The organism is Micromonospora sp. MH33 (assembly GCF_003013775.1).
In the GTDB taxonomy this organism is placed as follows: domain Bacteria; phylum Actinomycetota; class Actinomycetes; order Mycobacteriales; family Micromonosporaceae; genus Micromonospora; species Micromonospora fulviviridis.
The window spans coordinates 29,873-46,899 of sequence record NZ_MUYZ01000018.1 but is presented as its reverse complement, the minus strand read 5'-3'; the positions used below and the strand labels follow the sequence as shown (position 1 = coordinate 46,899).

Here is a 17,027-nt window from a genome sequence, read left to right as displayed (position 1 = left end):
GCCGCGCCGACGACCAGTTCGGAGGGGCCGTCGGCCGGGTCGGCCAGGTGGTCCAGGTGCAGGTCGGCCGCGGTGGCGCCGCGGGCCGCGCTCCGCTGCCCGCCGTTGAAGCCGGCGGCCGCCCGGGCCAGCAGCCGGGTCGCCTCGGCGAAGCTCGGGGTCACCACGGTCGGGTTGAGGCCGCGCCAGTCGGCCAGGTCGTGCGCGTCGAGCGCCACGGTGGCGTACCGGTCCCGGTTGGCGACCAGCCAGGCGCGCACCGCCGAGGGCAGCGCGCCCAGGCCGTAGTCGCAGACGACCAGGGTGGGCGGCTGCCCGGCGGCCACCGCGCGCAGCTCCTCGGTGGCGCAGTGCAGCGCGGTCAGCAGGCGGGCCACCCCGTCGTCGTCGAGCGCGTCCTCCGGGTCGCCGGAGTCCTCGCGGAGCAGGATCTGGTTGCCGGCGAGCATCCGCCGCTTCACCGGCGTGGGGCGTCCGGGGTGGCCGACCGTGCGGTCCCAGACGCCTGCCCGGTCGAGGCAGTCGTGCAGCTCGTCGCCGGCCACGTCGGCGCCGACCGGGGCGACCAGGGCGGCCCGGCCGCCGAGGGCGGCCACGTTGACGGCGGTGTTCGCCGCCCCGCCGGCGGCGGAGATCCGGCGGCGCAGGGTCAGGACCGGCGCGGGCGCCTCGCGGCACAGCCGCTCCGACTCGGCGAACCGCCACTCGTCGAGCATGGCGTCGCCGACGACCAGCACGGGACGCTCCTGCCAGCCGGCCACGACGGTGGCGAGCCGGCGCTCTTCCGCTGCTGCTCCTGCCATGCCCCTTCGGGTCCCCCGAGCGGGACCGGCCAAACCTGCGGCCCGGGCCGCCCGGGCCGTCCGGTTTCGGCGGGTCCGCCCCGGGAACGGGTGCAGACAGACCCCGGAGAGGAGAACCACCATGGCAGCGACACTGCAGGGCAAGCGGATCGCGTTCCTGGCCGCCGACGGCGTCGAGGAGGTCGAGTACACCAAGCCCCGCGAGGCGGTGGAGAACGCCGGCGCCCGGGTCGAGCTGGTCTCGATCGAGTCCGGTTCGATCCAGGCCTTCAACCACCTCGACCACGGCAAGCAGTACCAGGTCGACGTGACGACCAAGGAGGCGGACGCGGGGGCGTACGACGCGCTGGTGCTGCCCGGCGGCGTGGCGAACCCGGACTTCCTGCGGACCGACCCCGACGCGGTCCGGTTCGTGAAGTCGTTCTTCGAGGCCGGCAAGCCGGTCGGGGTGATCTGCCACGGCCCGTGGACGCTGATCGAGGCGGACGTGGTGCGCGGCCGGACGATCACCTCCTGGCCGAGCCTGCGCACCGACCTCACCAACGCCGGCGCGAACTGGGTCGACCGGGAGGTCGTCACCGACAACGGCCTGGTCAGCAGCCGCAAGCCGGACGACCTGCCGGCGTTCTGCGACAAGATCGTCGAGGAGTTCGCCGAGGGGAAGCACTGACTTCTTCTCCCACCGGGGGCATGATCCGCCCCCGGTGGGAAAGGAAGCGGGATGACAGCCCAGGCCGCTCGTCCCGTGCTGCACGCCCGCCAGATCCGCCTGCTGATGTTCGGCCTGATGACCGGCATGCTGCTGGCGGCGCTCGACCAGACCATCGTCGGCACCGCGCTGCCCACCATCGTCGGCGAGCTGGGCGGGATCAACCACTACTCGTGGGTGGTCACCGCGTACCTGCTCGCCTCCACGGCCTCGACACCCCTGTACGGAAAGATGGCCGACCTGTACGGGCGCCGCCCGGTCTTCCTCTTCTCGATCGGCACGTTCCTGCTCGGCTCGCTGCTGGCCGGCCTGTCGCAGAACATGACCCAGCTGATCGTCACCCGGGGCGTGCAGGGCCTCGGCGCGGGCGGCCTGCTGACGCTGGCGTTCACCATCATCTCGGACGTGGTGCCACCCCGGGAACGCGGCCGCTACCAGGGCCTGTTCGGCGCGGTCTTCGGCATCTCCTCGGTGGCCGGCCCGCTGGTCGGCGGCTACTTCGCGGAGACCAACTGGCGATGGATCTTCTACATCAACGTGCCGCTGGCCATCCTCGCCATCGTGGTCTGCTACCACGTCATGCGGCTGGTCCCCTTCCAGCGCCGGGAGCACACCGTCGACTGGGTCGGCGCCGGGTTGCTGGTCGCCGGGGTGAGCTGCCTGCTGCTCGCGCTGAGCTGGGGCGGCAACCAGTACGCCTGGGGCTCCGGGGTGATCATCGGGCTGTTCGTGGCCGGGGCGGTGCTGGGCACGCTCTTCGTGCTCCAGGAGGCCCGGGTACGCGAGCCGATCCTGCCGCTGCGGCTGTTCCGCAGCGCCACCTTCGCGCTGGCCAACTCGGCGGGCTTCGTGCTCGGTCTGGTGATGTTCGGGTCGATCATCTTCATCCCGCTCTACCTGCAGATCGTCAAGGGCGCCTCGCCGACCCGCAGCGGCCTGCTCATGCTGCCCATGATGGCCGGCATCATCTTCACCTCGATCATCACCGGGCGGGCGATGAGCCGGATCGGCCGGTACAAGTGGTTCCCGGTGGCCGGCGCGGCCGTGCTGGTCGCCGGCATGCTGCTGTTCCGGCAGCTCCAGGTGGCCACCTCGCTCTGGGCGGCCTTCGGCTACATGGTGGTGATCGGCGTCGGGCTGGGCCTGTGCATGCAGTCGCTGATCCTGGCCGTGCAGAACGCGGTGGACCCCCGCGACCTGGGCGCGGGCACCTCGTCGGCGACGTTCTTCCGCTCGCTGGGCGGCTCGTTCGGGGTGGCCATCCTCGGCGCGGTGCTGTCGTCCCGGCTCACCGGCGAGCTGGCCGGCCGGCTGCCGGGGGCGATCGCCCAGCTCCCGCCGGACCAGCGGGCGGCCGTGGCGGCCCGCGGCGGCACCAACATCTCGATCAACGACCCGGCGACGATCATGGCCCTGCCCGCTCCGGTGCGGGCCGCCATCCAGGCGTCGTTCGTCGAGTCGCTGCACCTGGTCTTCCTGACCACCGGGCTGATCGCCATCGTGGCCGTGCTGGTCACCCTGGCCATGCCGAACGAGCAGCTGCGCGGCGCCGGCCCGCAGGGGTCGACCGGCGGCGCGGACCCGCTCGGCGGCCCGGCGGCCGCCGCCGGCGGCAAGCCCCTCACGAAGGAGTCGAAGGAGGAGGCCGCCGCCGACATGGAGTCCAAGTCCCAGACGATGCTCTGACCGGTCACCCCTCCGGGCGGGCGGCGAGCAGGTCGAGGATGAGCGCCAGCGGCGGCCAGGCCGCCCGCCCGCGTCGGGTCACGGCGTACGCGCGGAGCAGGGCCTGCGGCCCGGTGAGCGGCAGCAGCCGGACCCCGGGCCCGGTGGGCTGGTCGCCGGGGAGCAGGCCGACGCCGAGCCCCGCGACGATGAGGTCCTGGACCAGGTCGAGGCTGTCCGCGCGGTGCACGATCCGGGGCTCGAAGCCCGCCATCGAGGCGATGGTCCGGACCACCACCTCGTCGGCGGTGTTGCGCGAGTTGACGATCCAGTCCGCGTCGCGGAACCGGCCGAAGACCGCCGGGGCGTCCGCCGCCGGGACGGGCGGCTCGCCGGCCGGCACCCCGAGCTGCCAGGCCGCCGACCACAGCGGCGTGGTGTCCAGCGCGGGGTCGGCGGAGATCGGGGCGAGGTTGTAGTCGTAGGTCAGCGCGAGGTCGACGTCGTCGGTGGCGAGCAGCGCGTACGCCTCGGCCGGCTCGTGCTCGTCGATGCGGAGGCGCACCCGGGGGTGGTCTGCCGCGAGCCGGGCGGTGAGCGGCAGCAGCGAGCGCCGGACGGCGGTGGCGAAGCCGGCGACGCGTACCGTGCCGGCCGGTTCGGCCCGGGGGTCCAGGTCGAGCCGGGCGGCGTCGACCGCGGCGAGGATCGTCACGGCGTGTTCGGCCAGCCGGCGCCCGGCCGGGGTGAGCCGGACGCGGCGGCCGTGCGGCTCGACCAGTTCGGCGCCCACCTCCCGGGCCAGCACCGCGAGCTGCTGCGACACCGTCGAGGTGGTGACGTGCAGCTCGTCGGCGACGAGGCGCATCGAGCCGAGCCGGGCCAGTTCCCGCAGCAGGCGGAGGCGACGCAGGTCCACGACCCGATTGTTCACGATTGCCGAATGGTTCGTCCGGGAATGGCACGTGGACGCGAGCGGTCTGGACCGGCTCTACTGTCCCCATGACCACCGTTACTCCCGCCCGGGCCGGCACCGCCATGGCCGTGGCCTCGATGACCTGCGTCCAGCTCGGGCTGGCCGCCTCGGTGGGGCTCTTCGACCGGGTCGGCCCGGAGGGCGCCGCCTGGCTGCGCCTGGCCTGGGCCGGGGTGCTGCTGGCGGTCGTGGTCCGGCCCCGCCCGTCGGCCTTCACCCGCTCCGCCCTGCGGGCCTGCGTGGCGCTGGGCGTGGTGACGGCCGGCGTCACCATCCTGTTCATGGCGGCGGTGGCCCGGCTGCCCCTGGGTACGGCCAGCGCGCTGGAGTTCCTCGGGCCGCTCGGCGTGGCCGTGGCGCGCGGCCGGGGCGGCGCAAAGCTCTGGCCGGCGCTCGCGGCGGTCGGGGTGCTGCTGCTCACCGAGCCGTGGCGCGGCGGCGCGGACCCGGTCGGGGTGGCGTACGCGCTGGGGGCGGGGGCCTGCTGGGCCGCGTACATCCTGCTCACCCAGCGGGTGGGCGACGAGGTCTCCGGGGTCCGCGGCCTGGCGGTCTCCATGCCGGTGGCGGCCGTGGTCGCGACCCTGGTCGTCGGTCCGTCGGTCTTCGGCGACCTGACCTGGCCGGTGCTCCTGGCCGGCCTCGGGCTGGCAGTGCTGCTGCCCGTCGTCCCGTTCGTGCTGGAACTGCTGGCGCTGCGCCGGCTCACCACCGCCGCGTTCGGCACGCTGATGAGCCTGGAGCCGGCCATCGCCCTGGTCGTCGGCCTGGTCGCGCTGGGTCAGGTGCCCGGCCCCGCCGCGGTGGCCGGGATCGCCTTCGTGGTGGTGGCCGGGATCGGCGCGGAACGGTCCGGCGCCCGGCCGGGCGACCACACCGCCGCGGCCCCCGACGGGCGGCCCGTGGAGGCCGGCGCCGTCACTTGAGGATGAGGCGGTTGGTCTGCTCGAAGACGTCCAGGTCGGCGAGGGTCTCGATGACGCTGGCGGAGAGCGGGGTGGGCAGCTCCTCCCGGTGGAAGAAGCCTGCGTCGGTGGTCTCGTCGGTGAACCGGGCCAGCTCCCCGTCCCACTCCTCGACCCGGAACGCCGTGGTGAAGATCTGGTAGGTGTGGCCGAACATGTTGGTGTTGGTGAAGTCGGGGCCCGTGTAGAGGGCGAAGGCGCTGACCCGCAGGGCGCGCAGGCCGGTCTCCTCGCGTACCTCCCGGACGGCGCAGTCGGCGATCGACTCGCCCAGCTCCATGGCGCCGGCCGGCAACGCCCACTGGCCGTTGTCCGAGCGCTGGATGAGCAGCACCCGGGCGGCGTTGTCGCGGACCACGGCGCGCGCGCCGACGAACATCAGGGTGCGGTCACCGGCCAGGGCCCGGAGCTGCCCCACGTACGAGTCGGCCCACGAGATGCTCACCCGGACAATCTACGCAGCTTCGCTGGTCGGGTCGGCCGTTCCGGGGGTTCCGTTCGTGTGACCGGCGACACTACGTTGTTACCCATGCGTAGCACGATGATGGACGCCCCCCTCCAGGTCGCCCGGATCCTCGAACACGGCTCCACGGTGCACGGCACGGCCGAGGTCGTCACCTGGACCGGCGGCGAGCCCCGTCGGATGACGTACGCCGAGGTCGGGCGGACCGCAGCCCGGCTGGCCCACGCGCTGCGCGACGAGTGCGGCGTCACCGGTGACGAGCGGGTCGCCACCTTCATGTGGAACAACAACGAGCACCTGGTGGCCTACTTCGCCGTGCCGAGCATGGGCGCGGTGCTGCACACCCTCAACATCCGGCTCTTCCCGGACCAGGTCGCCTACATCGCCAACCACGCCGAGGACCGGGTGGTGCTGGTCGACAGCACGCTGATCCCGCTGCTGGCCCGGGTGATCGGCGAGATGACCACCGTGCGGCACGTGGTGGTGGTCGGCGGCGGCGACCCGGCCCCGCTGCTGGCCGCGGCCGGCGACCGGATCGCCGTACACCACTGGGACGCCCTGCTGGCCGACCGGCCGGAGTCCTACGACTGGCCCGAGGTGGACGAGCGCGACGCCGCCGCGCTCTGCTACACCTCCGGGACCACCGGCAACCCCAAGGGGGTCGCCTACTCGCACCGCTCGATCTACCTGCACTCACTCCAGGTCTGCATGCCGGAGGGCTTCGGCCTCGGCCCCCAGGACCGGGAGCTGGCCATCGTCCCGATGTTCCACGCCATGTCGTGGGGCCTGCCCTACGCGGCGTTCCTCTCCGGCGCGTCGCTGATCATGCCGGACCGGTTCCTCCAGGCCGAGCCGATCGCCGCGATGATCGCCGCCGAGCGCCCCACCCTGGCCGGCGCGGTGCCGACCATCTGGACCGACCTGCTGACCTGGCTGGACAGCCACGACGTGGACACCTCCTCGCTGAAGGAGGTGATCGTCGGTGGCTCGGCCTGCCCGCCGTCGCTCATGCACGCCTTCCAGGAGCGGCACGGGATCGAGGTCATCCACGCCTGGGGCATGACCGAGATGTCCCCGCTGGGCTCGGTCTCCCGGCCGCCGGCCGGCGCGACCGGCGAGACGGCCTGGCGCTACCGCTACACCCAGGGCCGCGTCCCGGCCGGGGTCGCCGCGCGGATCGTCGGCCCGCTGGGCGAGCCGCTGCCCGCCGACGGGACGTCCGTCGGCGAGCTGGAGGTCCGCGGGCCGTGGGTGACCGCCCGGTACGTCGGCGACGAGATCCCGGACGAGGAGAAGTTCCGCGACGGCTGGCTACGGACCGGGGACGTCGGCACGCTCTCGCCGGACGGCTACATCACCCTCACCGACCGCGCCAAGGACGTGATCAAGTCGGGCGGGGAGTGGATTTCGTCGGTCGAGCTGGAGAACGCCCTGATGGCGCACCCGGCCGTGCTGGAGGCGTGCGTGGTGGGCGTGCCGGACGAGCGCTGGGACGAGCGGCCCCTCGCGACCGTGGTGGTCCGGGAGGGCTCCTCGGTCACCGCCGAGGAGCTGCGGGACTTCCTGGCGAAGTCGGTGGCGCGCTGGCAGTTGCCGGAGCGCTGGGCGTTCATCGACGCGGTCCCGAAGACCAGCGTCGGCAAGTTCGACAAAAAGGTGGTGCGTTCCCGGTACGCCGACGGTGGCCTGGACGTACGTGAACTGACCGCGCCGTAACACTTTCCGGCGTACCGTCGCCAGCACGGGTAGGACGTGTTCCTCTCGAACATTCCTCCCCAGAGGGCGGCCCCGGCGTTCGCACCGCGCCGGGGCCGCCCGCTTTGCGGGGCGACCCGCAATGTCATTCTCGCGAAACTTGTTCGCCTCTGTCCTGATGATGGCGAAATCGGTTTCGCGTTCTCACGTCTCGCTCGTCGTGATGAGCACCTTGCCGACCACCGAGTTCTCCACCGCCTCGTGCGCCGCCCGAGCCGCCTCCAGCGAGTGGTGGTGCAGCGGCAGGCCGGCCTCCTCGCCCACCCGGACCGCGCCCTGGGCCACCGCCGCCGCGATGTCCGTCACCGCCTGCGCCTTGGCCGCCTTCGGCGCCGTGTAGATCAGCACGAACTGCCAGCGCGCGTTCGGCATCATCAGCGCCCGGATCGGCAGGGTCACCTGCTCGCCGCCGTCGTCCGCGTAGACGCAGACCGCACCGCCGGTCCGCAGCAGCTGCACGTCGGCGGCGGCGTTGCGGGCGGCGGACACCTCGACGATCGTGTGCACCCCGTCGGGCGCGATCTTGCGGACCTCCTCGACCACGTCCTGCTCGCGGTAGTTGACCACGAAGTTGGCCCCGGCCGCCGCGGCGAGCTGCGCCTTCTCCGGGCTGCTCACCGTGGCGACCACGCACGCGTCGGCCCAGCGGGCCAACTGGATGGCCGCGTTCCCCACCGCGCCCGCCCCGCCCTGCACCAGCACCACGTGGTCGCTCAACGCGCCGGCGTGCAGCTTGTCCGGCATGTACTCGCCGGCGGTCAGGCAGCGGTGCGCCGTCATGAACGGGATGCCGAGCGCGGCGCCCAGGTCGAACGAGGCCGAGCCGAGGCGCACCGCGTGCCGGACCGGGACCACCGTGTACTCGCTGGCGGTGCCCCAGGGCCGCTGCCAGGCCGCCTCCCAGATCCACACCCGTGAACCGATGAGGATCTGGTCGACGCCCTCGCCGACCGCCTCGATCACCCCGGCGCCGTCCTGCCCGGGGATCTGCCAGCCCTGCGGCAGCGGCCAGGCGCGGCGGGCCTTCCAGTCGGTCGGGTTCACCCCGGCCACGGCCATCCGCACCAGCACCTCGCCCCGGCCCGGCTCCGGCACCGGCCGGTCCACGAGCTGGAGCACCGAGGCGTCCCCGTTGGTCTCGTACACGATCGCCCTCATCGCCGTCCCCTCCGCCGTCCTGCCGGCTGCGCTACCCGGCCGCCCCGCGATCATTCCGATCGGGCGCGCCCCGGAAACCGTACAACCGGGCGGGCGGCGGACATCCGGCCCTTTGGTGGATCGCCATGGGTGTCAACGGTCACCGGTGACACCCACGGCGTTCCACTCACCCGGCGGCCGCCGCGCGCTTCACGTAGTCGATCAGCTCCGGGGAGGGGCCGCCGTACTGCTGGGCGATCTCCGCGCTGTTCTCCGCCTGCATCCGGTAGAGCGAGTCGCGCAGCCCCGGGTCCCCGCCGTGGAACGCCTCCAGCAGCTCCATCCAACGCGCCGCCAGGGCCCGCACCCGCGGGTCCGCCGGGTCGGTCCCGGCGTCCAACTCGGCCCGCACCCGGGCGATCAGCTCCGGCCACTCCGCCTCCACGCCGCGGATCGCGTCCTCGCCGAGCCGCTCCCGGCGCTGCGCCAACGCGGCAAGCTGTTCCTCGCTGAAGTAGTTCCGCACGGTGTCGTCCACCCTGGTCACCTCCTCGATCAGCGCGAGCAGGTCGACGGACGGGGCGCCCCCGGCGGCGCGGACGGCCGGCACCAGCGCGGCCAGCCGGTCCCGCAGCCCACCCAGCGCGGCGAGCTGCCGCTCCACGTGGACCAGGTGCTCGCCGAGCAGCTCGGCCAGCTCCGGCCCGCCGCTCCCGCCGCCGTCCAGCAGTGCGCCGATGGTCTCCAGCGGCAGGCCCAGCTCGCGCAGCGCGACGATCCGGTACAGCCGTCCCACGTCCCGCTCGTCGTAGAGCCGGTGCCCGGACGAGGTCCGGGCGGACGGCCGCAGCAGCCCCACGTGGTCCCAGTGGTGCAGGGTCCGGACCGTCAGCCCGGTACGCCGGCACAGCTCACCGATCCGCCAGGTGGACGCCACGTCCCACTCCCTCTCGCGTCACCGCGCCCTGCGGCGACGGGGGCGACGCTATGACCTGACGTCGCGTCAGGTGCAAGCCGCGCGTTCCACCACCTCGGGGGTGAGCGCGTCGATCGAGGGCAGCAGCACCGCCGCCAGCTTCTCCGCGTCCGGATCCAGGGGGTAGGACCCGTGCGGCACGGCCACCACCCGGCAACCGGCGGCGGCCGCCGAACGGACCCCGTTCGAGGAGTCCTCCACCGCCACGCACCGGGCCGGGTCGACGCCGAGCCGCGCGGCCACCGCCAGCCAGACGTCCGGCGCCGGCTTGCCCCGGGCGGTCTCCTCGGTCGACAGGGTCGCGCCGAAAGCGTCGGCCAGGCCCGTCGCGTCCAGCGCCGCCGCGATCAGCCGGGTGGGGGAGGAACTGGCCAGCCCCAGCGGCCACCGCGCGGCCGTGCGGCGCACCACCGCGACCGCGTCGTCGATCAGGGGTACGCGCCGCGCGTACCGCCGGGTCATCTCGGCCACCACCTCGGTGGCGACCTGCTCGGCGCCCCGGTCGACGCCCAGCTCGCCGCTCAGGTAGGCGGCCCACTCGGCGGTGCTCATCCCCATCAGCCGGCGCTGGGTGTCCGGCTGCCAGGTGCCCCCGTGCTCCGCCACGTACGCCCGCCGGACCTCCTCCCAGACGGGCTCGGAGTCCACGATCACGCCGTCCAGGTCGAAGAGCACCGCGTCCACCACGTACCCATCCTGCCGGACCGGCCGGGCGCGTGCCGGCCGGCCGCTCAGCGGGCCGGGTTCGGGGCGTCCGTGGCGTTGCCGCGCTGCGCCGGCAGGCCGATCGGGGCCTTCGGCGGGATGATCGTGCGGCACCGGGTGGCGATCGGTTCGAGCAGCTCGCGCAGCCGGGCCGTCCGCTCCGCGCCCAGCGCCCGCCACGGGCCGAGCGCGGCCCGGTCGGTGGCCTCCTCGACAGCCCGGAAGGTCGCGGTGCCGTGCTCGGTCGGCGCCCGGCCGGCGGTCAGCCAGCCCTGCTCGACCAGCCGCTCCTCGGCGGCGGCCCACTCCTCGTCGGTCCAGCCGCGGGCCGCCTGGTGGAACTCGCGGGACTGGTCGACCCGGCACCGCCAGGCCACCACCTCCACCGGCGCCAGGCCGGTGCCGACCAGCGCCGCCACGTGCCCGTCACCCCGGTGCTCGCGCAGCGTGGTGGCGGCCTGCCACATCCGGGCCAGCGGGTACTCGCCGCGGGGCAGGGCGGCGTTGACCGCGCCGAGCACCCGGCCGGCCGGCTCCACCCGCCCGGCCGCCTCCTCCAGCAGGTCGGCCGCCTCGACCAGGTGCGACTCGGGCAGCTCGTAGGTGAACTCGGCGAGCGCCTGCACGGCGCCGGTGAGCCGGGCGCGCAGCGCCTCCTCCGGGGTGGCCAGCCGCCACACCGAGGGCAGCGCCCGGGCCACCATGGCCGGCGCGAAGCTGAAGAAGGCGGCCACCACGCTCGGCGCGGCGACGGGCCCGAGCGGGGCGGCCCGACCGGCGAAGTAGCCCCGCCAGTAGCCGCGCAGCCCGACCGCCTCGTACGCGGCACGGGCCCGCGGGTGGAAGTAGGTCACCGCGTGGACCGGCTCGAAATGCGTCCACATCAGCCGGGCCAGCCCGGTGTCGTCCAGCGCCGCCACGTGCACCTCCGCGTCGGTGGGCAGGTCGCCGCGGGCGGGTGGACCGCCCACGGTGACCTTGAACCTACTGCCGCTGGGTGACCGGGCGGAAGCCTTGAGCTACTGCGCGGCGAGCACGTCGACGACGAAGCGCAGCGGCCCGGCCGGCCGGCCGCCCGACGCGTCGTTGCCGTACGCCAGCTCGGCCGGGATGTCCAGCTGCACCCGGCTGCCCACCGGCACGCCCACGAGGCCCTTGTCCCAGCCAGGGATGACCTGTCCGACGCCGATCGGGAAGGTGGCCGGCTGGCCGTTGTTCCAGGACGCGTCGAACTCCTTGCCGTCCTTGTAGAACACGCCCACGTAGTTCGTGGTGATCTGCTGGCCGGCCTTGACCGCCGGGCCCTTCCCCTTGACCAGCGTGGTCACGGTGAGCTTCTTCAGCTCGCCCTTGCCCGCCTCGACGGCCGGCCTGGTCTTCAGCGCCGGGTCGATGTCGGCCGGGAGCTGCGGGGCGGGGGGTGCGGTGGGCTCGGCCGAGGGGGCGGCGCTGGCCGACGCGGCGGTGTTCGCCGGCTTGTCGTCGTCGCCGCTGTTCTTCCAGACGATGCCGCCGATCAGGAGCGCCACGGCGAGCACACCGACGAACGCGCCCAGAATCGACTGCCGGCGGCGCCTCTTCTCGGCGGCCTTCTTCGCCGCCAGCTGGGCGGCCAGCCGCCGCTCCGCCTTGGTGCCCGGGCTCTGGCCCGCCGACCGGTTCTGCACGCGCTCGCTCACGTCGACTCCCTGCTGGGTGGGGTGGGTGCCCCCGGCGGGCCGCCGCCGAGGCCAGCGCACACGGTACCCGCCCGAACGCCCGCGGTGCTCCCACGGCCGGCTCGGATCCGGACAGCTCACCCACGGTGGGCGGGACGGAACAGCGGTGACGCGGGGCTCGGCGGAGTAGGTTCTCGACCATGGCGATCCTCACCGAAGAAGACCTGGCCCTGCTCGCCGAGCCGCAGCTCGCCCACGTGGCGACCATCGAGGCCGACGGCACACCGCACGTCACCCCGGTCTGGGTGGACACCGACGGCGAGCACATCGTTTTCAACACCGCGAAGGGCCGGCAGAAGTACGTCAACATCGCCCGCAACCCGGTGGTCGCGGTCTCCGTCGTGGACAAGGCCGACGACTTCCGCACCCTCTGGGTCAAGGGCACCGCGGAGCTGGTCACCGAGGGGGCCGACGAGCACATCGACCGGTTGGCGCAGAAGTATCTGGGGCAGGACACCTACCCGTTCCGCCGGCCGGGCGAGGAGCGGGTGATCGTCCGCATCACCCCCACCGAGAAGCTCGGCCGGGGCTGACCCGCCGCCGTCGAGGGGCGGGGCCCCGGCCCCTCGACGTCAGGCGGTCTTGCGGGGGGCGGCCTTCTTCTCGGCGGCCTTCTTCGCCGGGGCCTTCTTCGCGGCGGTCTTCTTGGCGGCGGTCTTCTTGGCGGCGGTCTTCTTGGCCGGCTCGGCCTTCTTCTCCGCCGCCTTCTTGGCGGGCGCCTTCTTCGCCGCGGCCTTCTTCTCGGCCGCCTTCTTGGCCGGCGCCTTGGCTGCCTTCTGCGCCGAGCGCGCCGCCGAGATCGGGGTCGGCTCGCCCGCCCCGCCTTCCGGCGCCTCGCCCCGGGCCGCCCGGGCCCGGTCGACCGACGCCTTGAGGGCGGCCATCAGGTCCACCGCGGCGGCCGGCGCGGCCTCTTCCTCCTCCGGCTGGACCACCTCGCGGCCCTCGACCTTGGCGTCGATGACCTCCTGCAACGCCGCCCGGTAGTCGTCGGTGAAGGCGTCCGGCTCGAACTCGCCGGCCATCGAGTCGATCAGCGAGCTGGCCATCGCCAGTTCCGGGGGCCGCACCTTGAGGTCCTCGTCGAGGAAGCCGAAGTCGGGTTGTCGCACCTCGTCCGGCCAGAGCATGGTGTTGAGCAGCAGCACGCCCTCGCGGACCCGCAGGGTGGCGAGCTGCTCCCGCTGGCGCAGCGCCACCTTGACGATCGCCACCCGCTCCGAGTCGGCGAGCGCGTCGCGCAGCAGCACGTACGGCTTGGTGGCCGAGCCCTCCGGCTCCAGGAAGTACGCCTTGTTGTAGAGGATCGGGTCGACCTGCTCGGCCGGCACGAACTCCAGCACGTCGATCGCGTGCGAGGTGGTCAGCGGCAGCTCGGCGAAGTCCTCGTCGGTGAGGATGACCATCTCGCCGCCGCCGATGTCGTAGCCCTTGGCGATGTCGTCGTAGGTCACCTCCTCGCCGCAGACCGAGCAGGTGCGCTTGTAACGGATGCGGCCGCCGTCCTCGCGGTGCACCTGATGGAAGCGGATGTCCTTCTCCTCGGTGGCCGAGTAGACCTTCACCCCGATCGACACCAGGCCGAACGACACCGCTCCTTTCCAGATCGCCCGCATGACGCGCTCCTCTCCCCGGTTCTGACCAGAATCGCAAATGATCGAACGGGACGCACGCGCTTCCGCACGCAACTACAGTCATGAGGTGCCCGGCGCGCCGTTGAAGCCGATGCTCGCGATGACCGGGCAGCTCCCGGCCGGTGACGGCTGGGCGTACGAGTTCAAGTGGGACGGGGTCCGCGCGCTCGCCGACATCAGCCGCGGCCACCAGCACCTGTACGCCCGCTCCGGCGTCGAGATCACCACCGCGTACCCCGAGCTGATTCCCCTGGCCGAGCAGGTCGACGACGCCCTGCTGGACGGCGAGGTGGTGCTCTTCACCGACGGCCAGCCCTCGTTCACCGCCCTCGCCGAGCGGATGCACGTCCGCAACGCGGCCAAGGCCGCCCGGCTCGCGGCGACCGTGCCCGTCACGTACATGATCTTCGACGTGCTGCGGCTTCGCGGCCAGGACCTGACCGGCCGGCCCTACCGGGAGCGGCGCGAGATTCTGGAGTCCCTCGGGCTCGGCGCCGCCCGGTGGGCGGTGCCGCCGGTCTTCGGCGACGGCCCGGCCACCTATGCGGCGGCCGGCGAGCACGGCCTGGAGGGGGTGATGGCCAAGCGGGTCGACGCGGTCTACCGGCCCGGGGTGCGCTCACCGGACTGGGTGAAGGTCAAGCTGGAGGTGACCGGCGACTTCGTGGTCGGCGGCTGGCGGCCCGGCGCGCGGAAGATCGGCGGCCTGCTGGTCGGGGTGCCCCGGCCGGACGGGCGGCTCACCTACCGGGGCCGGGTCGGCGGCGGGATCGGCGCGGCGCTCGAACGCGAACTGCTGCGCGAGCTGGAGCCGCTGCGCACCGCCGGGTCGCCGTTCGGCGGGGACGTGCCGCGCGAGGATGCCCGCGGCGCGAACTGGGTAACTCCTCAGGTCGTGGTGGAGGTCAAGTACGGCCAGCGCACCCCGGACGGCCGGCTGCGCTTCCCCCGGATCCTGCGCCTGCGCCCCGACAAGCCGGTCGAGGAGGTCGACGATGTCAGCTGATCGTCTCAAGGTGGACGTGGAGGGCCGCTCGCTGGAGGTGTCCAACCTGGACAAGGTCCTCTACCCGAAGGCCGGCTTCACGAAGGGCGAGGTGATCGACTACTACACCCGGATCGCCCCGGTGCTGCTGCCGCACCTCCAGGACCGGGCGCTGACCCGGATCCGCTTCCCCAACGGCGTCGACGGCGGCTCGTTCTTCGAGAAGAACGCCCCCGCCGCCACCCCCGGCTGGGTACGCACCGAGAACCTGCCCGCCCCCGGGTCGAGCAAGGGGCGGGAGACCATCGACTACGTGGTCGCCGACGACCTGCCCACCCTGGTCTGGCTGGCCAACCTCGCCGCGTTGGAGCTGCACACGCCGCAGTGGAAGGTCGGCGAGCACCCGGACATGATGGTCGTCGACCTGGACCCGGGCGCCCCGGCGGCGCTGAAGCAGTGCTGCCAGGTGGCGCTCCTGATGCGGGACCGGCTGGCCTCCGACGGTGTCGACAGCTACCCGAAAACATCGGGGAAGAAGGGCATGCAGCTCTGCTGCCCGATCGCCGGCACCCAGGATGCCGATCTTGTTTCCGACTACGCGAAGCGGATCGCGCAGGAGTTGGAGAAGGAGCACCCGAAGCTGATCGTCTCGAAGATGGCGAAGAACCTGCGTCCCGGGAAGGTCTTCATCGACTGGAGCCAGAACAACGCGGCCAAGACGACGGTGGCGCCGTACTCGCTGCGGGCCCAGGACGTGCCCTCGGTGTCGACGCCGCTGACCTGGGACGAGGTCGAGGCGGGGGCGGTCGGCAAGCGGCCGTCGACCCGCCCCTACACCGCCACGGAGGTGCTCAAGCGGGTGGAGCAGCAGGGCGACCTGCTGGCCCCGCTGCTCGACGGCGGCCCGGAACTGCCCGGCCGCTGAGGGATCCGGGCAGTCCGGGCCGGGGGTCAGCGGCGGGCGGCGTCCCAGGCGGCGCTGCTCAGGAAGTACGTGTCGTACAGCTCCTGCACCTCCAGCAGGCTCTCCGGCGGCACCTTCCCGTAGGCGATGCGCTCCAGGTGGCGGAAGTACTCGAACCGTTCGACGCCGGGGGTGATGACGATGAGGATGTCGGCGTTCTCGCCGGGCGCGGCGGCGAACGCGTGCGCCACGCCGGGCGGCACGATCACCAGGTCGCCGCGTTCGGCGGTGACGACCTGCTCGCCGGAGAGCAGTTGCGCGGTGCCGTCGAGCAGGTAGAACAGCTCGGCGGAATTGCCGTGGTGGTGCGGCCGGGCGCCGTCCGCGCCGTCGGTGAGGGTGACCCGCTGGGTGGAGAGCGCCCCGCCGGTGGCGCTGCTGTCGGCGAGCAGCCGGATCGTGGTAGGGGCGCGGCCCACCACCTCGGCGTCCGCGTCACGGACGATGACGGACCGGTCGAAGTCGGGCGTGATCAGGGACATCGCGCTACTCCTGTCGTGGTGGTGCGGGTCAGAGGGCGAACAGCAGGGCGGCGTTGAGCAGGATGACCACGGCGGTGGCGAAGTGGACGCCGAAGGCGACGGCCTTCCTGCCGTGGCGCAGCACGATGAGGGTGTCTCCCAGCGGGTTGATCGCGACGATGAGCATGTACCAGGCGACCGCCTCGGCGCTGGTGAAGGCGATGAGCGCGAGACCGAGCAGGCCGTAGCTGAGGTCGCGCAGGCCCTTGATCGTGAGGTAGGCGGGGTCCTCATCCGGCTTGACCGGGACGCCGTAGCCGGCGGCCGAGGCCTGAGGCGCGAGAAGGAACCGCGCGCCGATGAGGACGCAGAAGAGGCTGAGCACGATGGCGAGCCCGTAGGCGATGGGGGTGAGCATGGTCGACTCCAATTGCTAGCGCTGCTAGATCCAAGAGCGAAGCTAGCAGAGCGGCGGCAGGTTGGCTAGCGGTGCTAGACTTCCGGTCATGGCGATTCGAGAGCGGCGGGAGCGGGAGCGGGCCGAACGGGAGCGGGCGATCGTCGCCGCCGCCCGGGAGCTGGCCGAGTCGGAAGGCTGGGACGCGGTCACCACCCGCCGGCTCGCCGCCGAGATCGAGTACAGCCAGCCCGTCCTCTACAGCCACTTCAAGGGCAAGGGCGCCATCATGGCGGCGGTCGCCGTGGAGGGCTGCGGCGACCTGGCGGCCGAACTCGCCGCCGCCCGGGCCGCCGCGACCGACCCCCGGCAGGCCGTCGCCGGAATCGCCACGGCGTACGTCGAGTTCGCCGAGCGCCGGCCCGCGCTCTACGACGCGATCTTCAACCTCCCCACCGACCTGCCCTTCGCCAGCCAGGACGTGCCGGTCGAGCTGGCCCGGGCCTTCGCCGAGCTGGCCGAGACCCTGCGCCCGTTCGCCGGTGACGACAACCTGGAGACGTTCACCGAGACCTTCTGGAGCGGACTGCACGGCCTGGTCTCGCTGATGCGCAACGGCCGGCTCCGGCGGGAGGAGCACGAGCGGCGGCTGGCCCTCCTGGTGGACCGGTTCGCCCCGCTAGGGTGAGCTGACCGCCAGGGAGGAGTCCACCC

At 73.2% G+C, this 17,027-nt stretch carries 19 protein-coding genes; 8 read left to right on the top strand and 11 right to left on the bottom strand.

Features of this window, described 5'->3' with window-relative positions:
- On the bottom strand, positions 1-803 hold an 803-nt coding region (locus tag B0E53_RS05650), incomplete at its 3' end, for a PfkB family carbohydrate kinase (protein ID WP_246835256.1).
- Between the two features lie 121 nt (positions 804-924).
- Here B0E53_RS05650 and B0E53_RS05645 point away from each other — a divergent pair.
- Positions 925-1,473 (top strand): type 1 glutamine amidotransferase domain-containing protein, encoded by a 549-nt coding sequence (locus B0E53_RS05645; RefSeq protein ID WP_107075004.1) that lies wholly within the window; start codon positions 925-927, stop codon positions 1,471-1,473.
- A 51-nt stretch (positions 1,474-1,524) separates the two neighbouring features.
- On the top strand, positions 1,525-3,198 hold the full coding sequence (locus B0E53_RS05640) for an MDR family MFS transporter (RefSeq protein ID WP_107075003.1): 1,674 nt from the start codon (positions 1,525-1,527) through the stop codon (positions 3,196-3,198).
- A gap of 4 nt (positions 3,199-3,202) precedes the next feature.
- Here B0E53_RS05640 and B0E53_RS05635 read toward each other — a convergent pair whose 3' ends face one another.
- Positions 3,203-4,096 carry a LysR family transcriptional regulator gene (locus B0E53_RS05635; RefSeq protein ID WP_107075008.1) on the bottom strand — a complete coding sequence of 298 codons (894 nt, stop codon included), beginning with the start codon at positions 4,094-4,096 and terminating at the stop codon, positions 3,203-3,205.
- Positions 4,097-4,179: 83 nt separating this feature from the next.
- On the opposite strand from B0E53_RS05635, the gene B0E53_RS05630 reads away from it, so the two are divergent.
- Complete coding sequence (locus B0E53_RS05630) at positions 4,180-5,079, top strand: EamA family transporter (protein ID WP_107075002.1); 900 nt, start codon at positions 4,180-4,182, stop codon at positions 5,077-5,079.
- Here the strand turns inward: B0E53_RS05630 and B0E53_RS05625 are convergent.
- Entirely contained in the window at positions 5,072-5,563 is a 492-nt protein-coding gene (locus tag B0E53_RS05625; RefSeq protein ID WP_107075001.1) for an NUDIX domain-containing protein, read from the bottom strand. The two genes, B0E53_RS05630 and B0E53_RS05625, sit on opposite strands and share 8 nt — an antisense overlap.
- 84 nt (positions 5,564-5,647) lie before the next feature.
- Here B0E53_RS05625 and B0E53_RS05620 point away from each other — a divergent pair, with 84 nt between their 5' ends.
- On the top strand, positions 5,648-7,297 hold the full coding sequence (locus tag B0E53_RS05620) for a fatty acid--CoA ligase (RefSeq protein WP_107075000.1): 1,650 nt from the start codon (positions 5,648-5,650) through the stop codon (positions 7,295-7,297).
- Between the two features lie 183 nt (positions 7,298-7,480).
- Here the strand turns inward: B0E53_RS05620 and B0E53_RS05615 are convergent, their stop codons facing one another.
- The 5 genes from B0E53_RS05615 to B0E53_RS05595 all read right to left on the bottom strand — a co-directional run bounded on the left by B0E53_RS05615 (position 7,481) and on the right by B0E53_RS05595 (position 11,833).
- Positions 7,481-8,494, bottom strand: coding sequence for an NADPH:quinone reductase (locus B0E53_RS05615; RefSeq protein ID WP_107074999.1), 1,014 nt, complete (start codon positions 8,492-8,494; stop codon positions 7,481-7,483).
- Positions 8,495-8,660: 166 nt separating this feature from the next.
- Positions 8,661-9,410: a MerR family transcriptional regulator gene (locus tag B0E53_RS05610; RefSeq protein ID WP_210405937.1), complete on the bottom strand. Its 750-nt coding sequence runs from the start codon at positions 9,408-9,410 to the stop codon at positions 8,661-8,663.
- 66 nt (positions 9,411-9,476) lie between these two features.
- Positions 9,477-10,136: an HAD family phosphatase gene (locus B0E53_RS05605; protein ID WP_107074998.1), complete on the bottom strand. Its 660-nt coding sequence runs from the start codon at positions 10,134-10,136 to the stop codon at positions 9,477-9,479.
- A 44-nt stretch (positions 10,137-10,180) separates the two neighbouring features.
- Entirely contained in the window at positions 10,181-11,038 is an 858-nt protein-coding gene (locus B0E53_RS05600; protein ID WP_168215233.1) for a hypothetical protein, read from the bottom strand.
- 135 nt (positions 11,039-11,173) lie between these two features.
- On the bottom strand, positions 11,174-11,833 hold the full coding sequence (locus B0E53_RS05595; RefSeq protein WP_107074996.1) for an FKBP-type peptidyl-prolyl cis-trans isomerase: 660 nt from the start codon (positions 11,831-11,833) through the stop codon (positions 11,174-11,176).
- Positions 11,834-12,012: 179 nt separating this feature from the next.
- On the opposite strand from B0E53_RS05595, the gene B0E53_RS05590 reads away from it, so the two are divergent.
- The gene (locus B0E53_RS05590) at positions 12,013-12,405 is read left to right on the top strand and encodes a PPOX class F420-dependent oxidoreductase (protein ID WP_107074995.1); all 393 of its coding nucleotides are present in this window, start codon (positions 12,013-12,015) and stop codon (positions 12,403-12,405) included.
- Positions 12,406-12,444: 39 nt separating this feature from the next.
- Here B0E53_RS05590 and B0E53_RS05585 read toward each other — a convergent pair whose 3' ends face one another.
- Complete coding sequence (locus tag B0E53_RS05585) at positions 12,445-13,488, bottom strand: Ku protein (protein ID WP_107074994.1); 1,044 nt, start codon at positions 13,486-13,488, stop codon at positions 12,445-12,447.
- Between the two features lie 85 nt (positions 13,489-13,573).
- Here B0E53_RS05585 and ligD (B0E53_RS05580) point away from each other — a divergent pair, with 85 nt between their 5' ends.
- Positions 13,574-14,512: a non-homologous end-joining DNA ligase gene (gene ligD / locus B0E53_RS05580; RefSeq protein ID WP_107074993.1), complete on the top strand. Its 939-nt coding sequence runs from the start codon at positions 13,574-13,576 to the stop codon at positions 14,510-14,512.
- Positions 14,502-15,416 (top strand): non-homologous end-joining DNA ligase, encoded by a 915-nt coding sequence (ligD, locus tag B0E53_RS05575; protein WP_107074992.1) that lies wholly within the window; start codon positions 14,502-14,504, stop codon positions 15,414-15,416. The genes ligD (B0E53_RS05580) and ligD (B0E53_RS05575) overlap by 11 nt, the downstream gene beginning before the upstream one ends.
- Before the next feature lie 26 nt (positions 15,417-15,442).
- On the opposite strand, the gene B0E53_RS05570 is transcribed toward ligD (B0E53_RS05575), so the two are convergent.
- Positions 15,443-15,937, bottom strand: a complete 495-nt coding sequence (locus B0E53_RS05570) for a cupin domain-containing protein (protein WP_107074991.1) — start codon at positions 15,935-15,937, stop codon at positions 15,443-15,445.
- A 28-nt stretch (positions 15,938-15,965) separates the two neighbouring features.
- Positions 15,966-16,334: a DUF4267 domain-containing protein gene (locus tag B0E53_RS05565; RefSeq protein ID WP_107074990.1), complete on the bottom strand. Its 369-nt coding sequence runs from the start codon at positions 16,332-16,334 to the stop codon at positions 15,966-15,968.
- Between the two features lie 88 nt (positions 16,335-16,422).
- Here B0E53_RS05565 and B0E53_RS05560 point away from each other — a divergent pair, with 88 nt between their 5' ends.
- On the top strand, positions 16,423-17,001 hold the full coding sequence (locus B0E53_RS05560) for a TetR/AcrR family transcriptional regulator (RefSeq protein ID WP_107074989.1): 579 nt from the start codon (positions 16,423-16,425) through the stop codon (positions 16,999-17,001).
- Positions 17,002-17,027 lie beyond the last annotated feature (26 nt).

Excerpts from the sequence above, each read along its gene's own strand:
- B0E53_RS05645 (WP_107075004.1), top strand. The coding sequence starts at position 925 with ATGGCAGCGACACTGCAGGGCAAGCGGATCGCGTTCCTGGCCGCCGAC.
- B0E53_RS05640 (WP_107075003.1), top strand. The coding sequence starts at position 1,525 with ATGACAGCCCAGGCCGCTCGTCCCGTGCTGCACGCCCGCCAGATCCGC.
- B0E53_RS05630 (WP_107075002.1), top strand. The coding sequence starts at position 4,180 with ATGACCACCGTTACTCCCGCCCGGGCCGGCACCGCCATGGCCGTGGCC.
- B0E53_RS05620 (WP_107075000.1), top strand. The coding sequence starts at position 5,648 with ATGCGTAGCACGATGATGGACGCCCCCCTCCAGGTCGCCCGGATCCTC.
- B0E53_RS05615 (WP_107074999.1), bottom strand. The coding sequence starts at position 8,494 with ATGAGGGCGATCGTGTACGAGACCAACGGGGACGCCTCGGTGCTCCAG.
- B0E53_RS05600 (WP_168215233.1), bottom strand. The coding sequence starts at position 11,038 with ATGTGGACGCATTTCGAGCCGGTCCACGCGGTGACCTACTTCCACCCG.
- B0E53_RS05590 (WP_107074995.1), top strand. The coding sequence starts at position 12,013 with ATGGCGATCCTCACCGAAGAAGACCTGGCCCTGCTCGCCGAGCCGCAG.
- B0E53_RS05585 (WP_107074994.1), bottom strand. The coding sequence starts at position 13,488 with ATGCGGGCGATCTGGAAAGGAGCGGTGTCGTTCGGCCTGGTGTCGATC.
- ligD (WP_107074992.1), top strand. The coding sequence starts at position 14,502 with ATGTCAGCTGATCGTCTCAAGGTGGACGTGGAGGGCCGCTCGCTGGAG.
- B0E53_RS05570 (WP_107074991.1), bottom strand. The coding sequence starts at position 15,937 with ATGTCCCTGATCACGCCCGACTTCGACCGGTCCGTCATCGTCCGTGAC.
- B0E53_RS05565 (WP_107074990.1), bottom strand. The coding sequence starts at position 16,334 with ATGCTCACCCCCATCGCCTACGGGCTCGCCATCGTGCTCAGCCTCTTC.
- B0E53_RS05560 (WP_107074989.1), top strand. The coding sequence starts at position 16,423 with ATGGCGATTCGAGAGCGGCGGGAGCGGGAGCGGGCCGAACGGGAGCGG.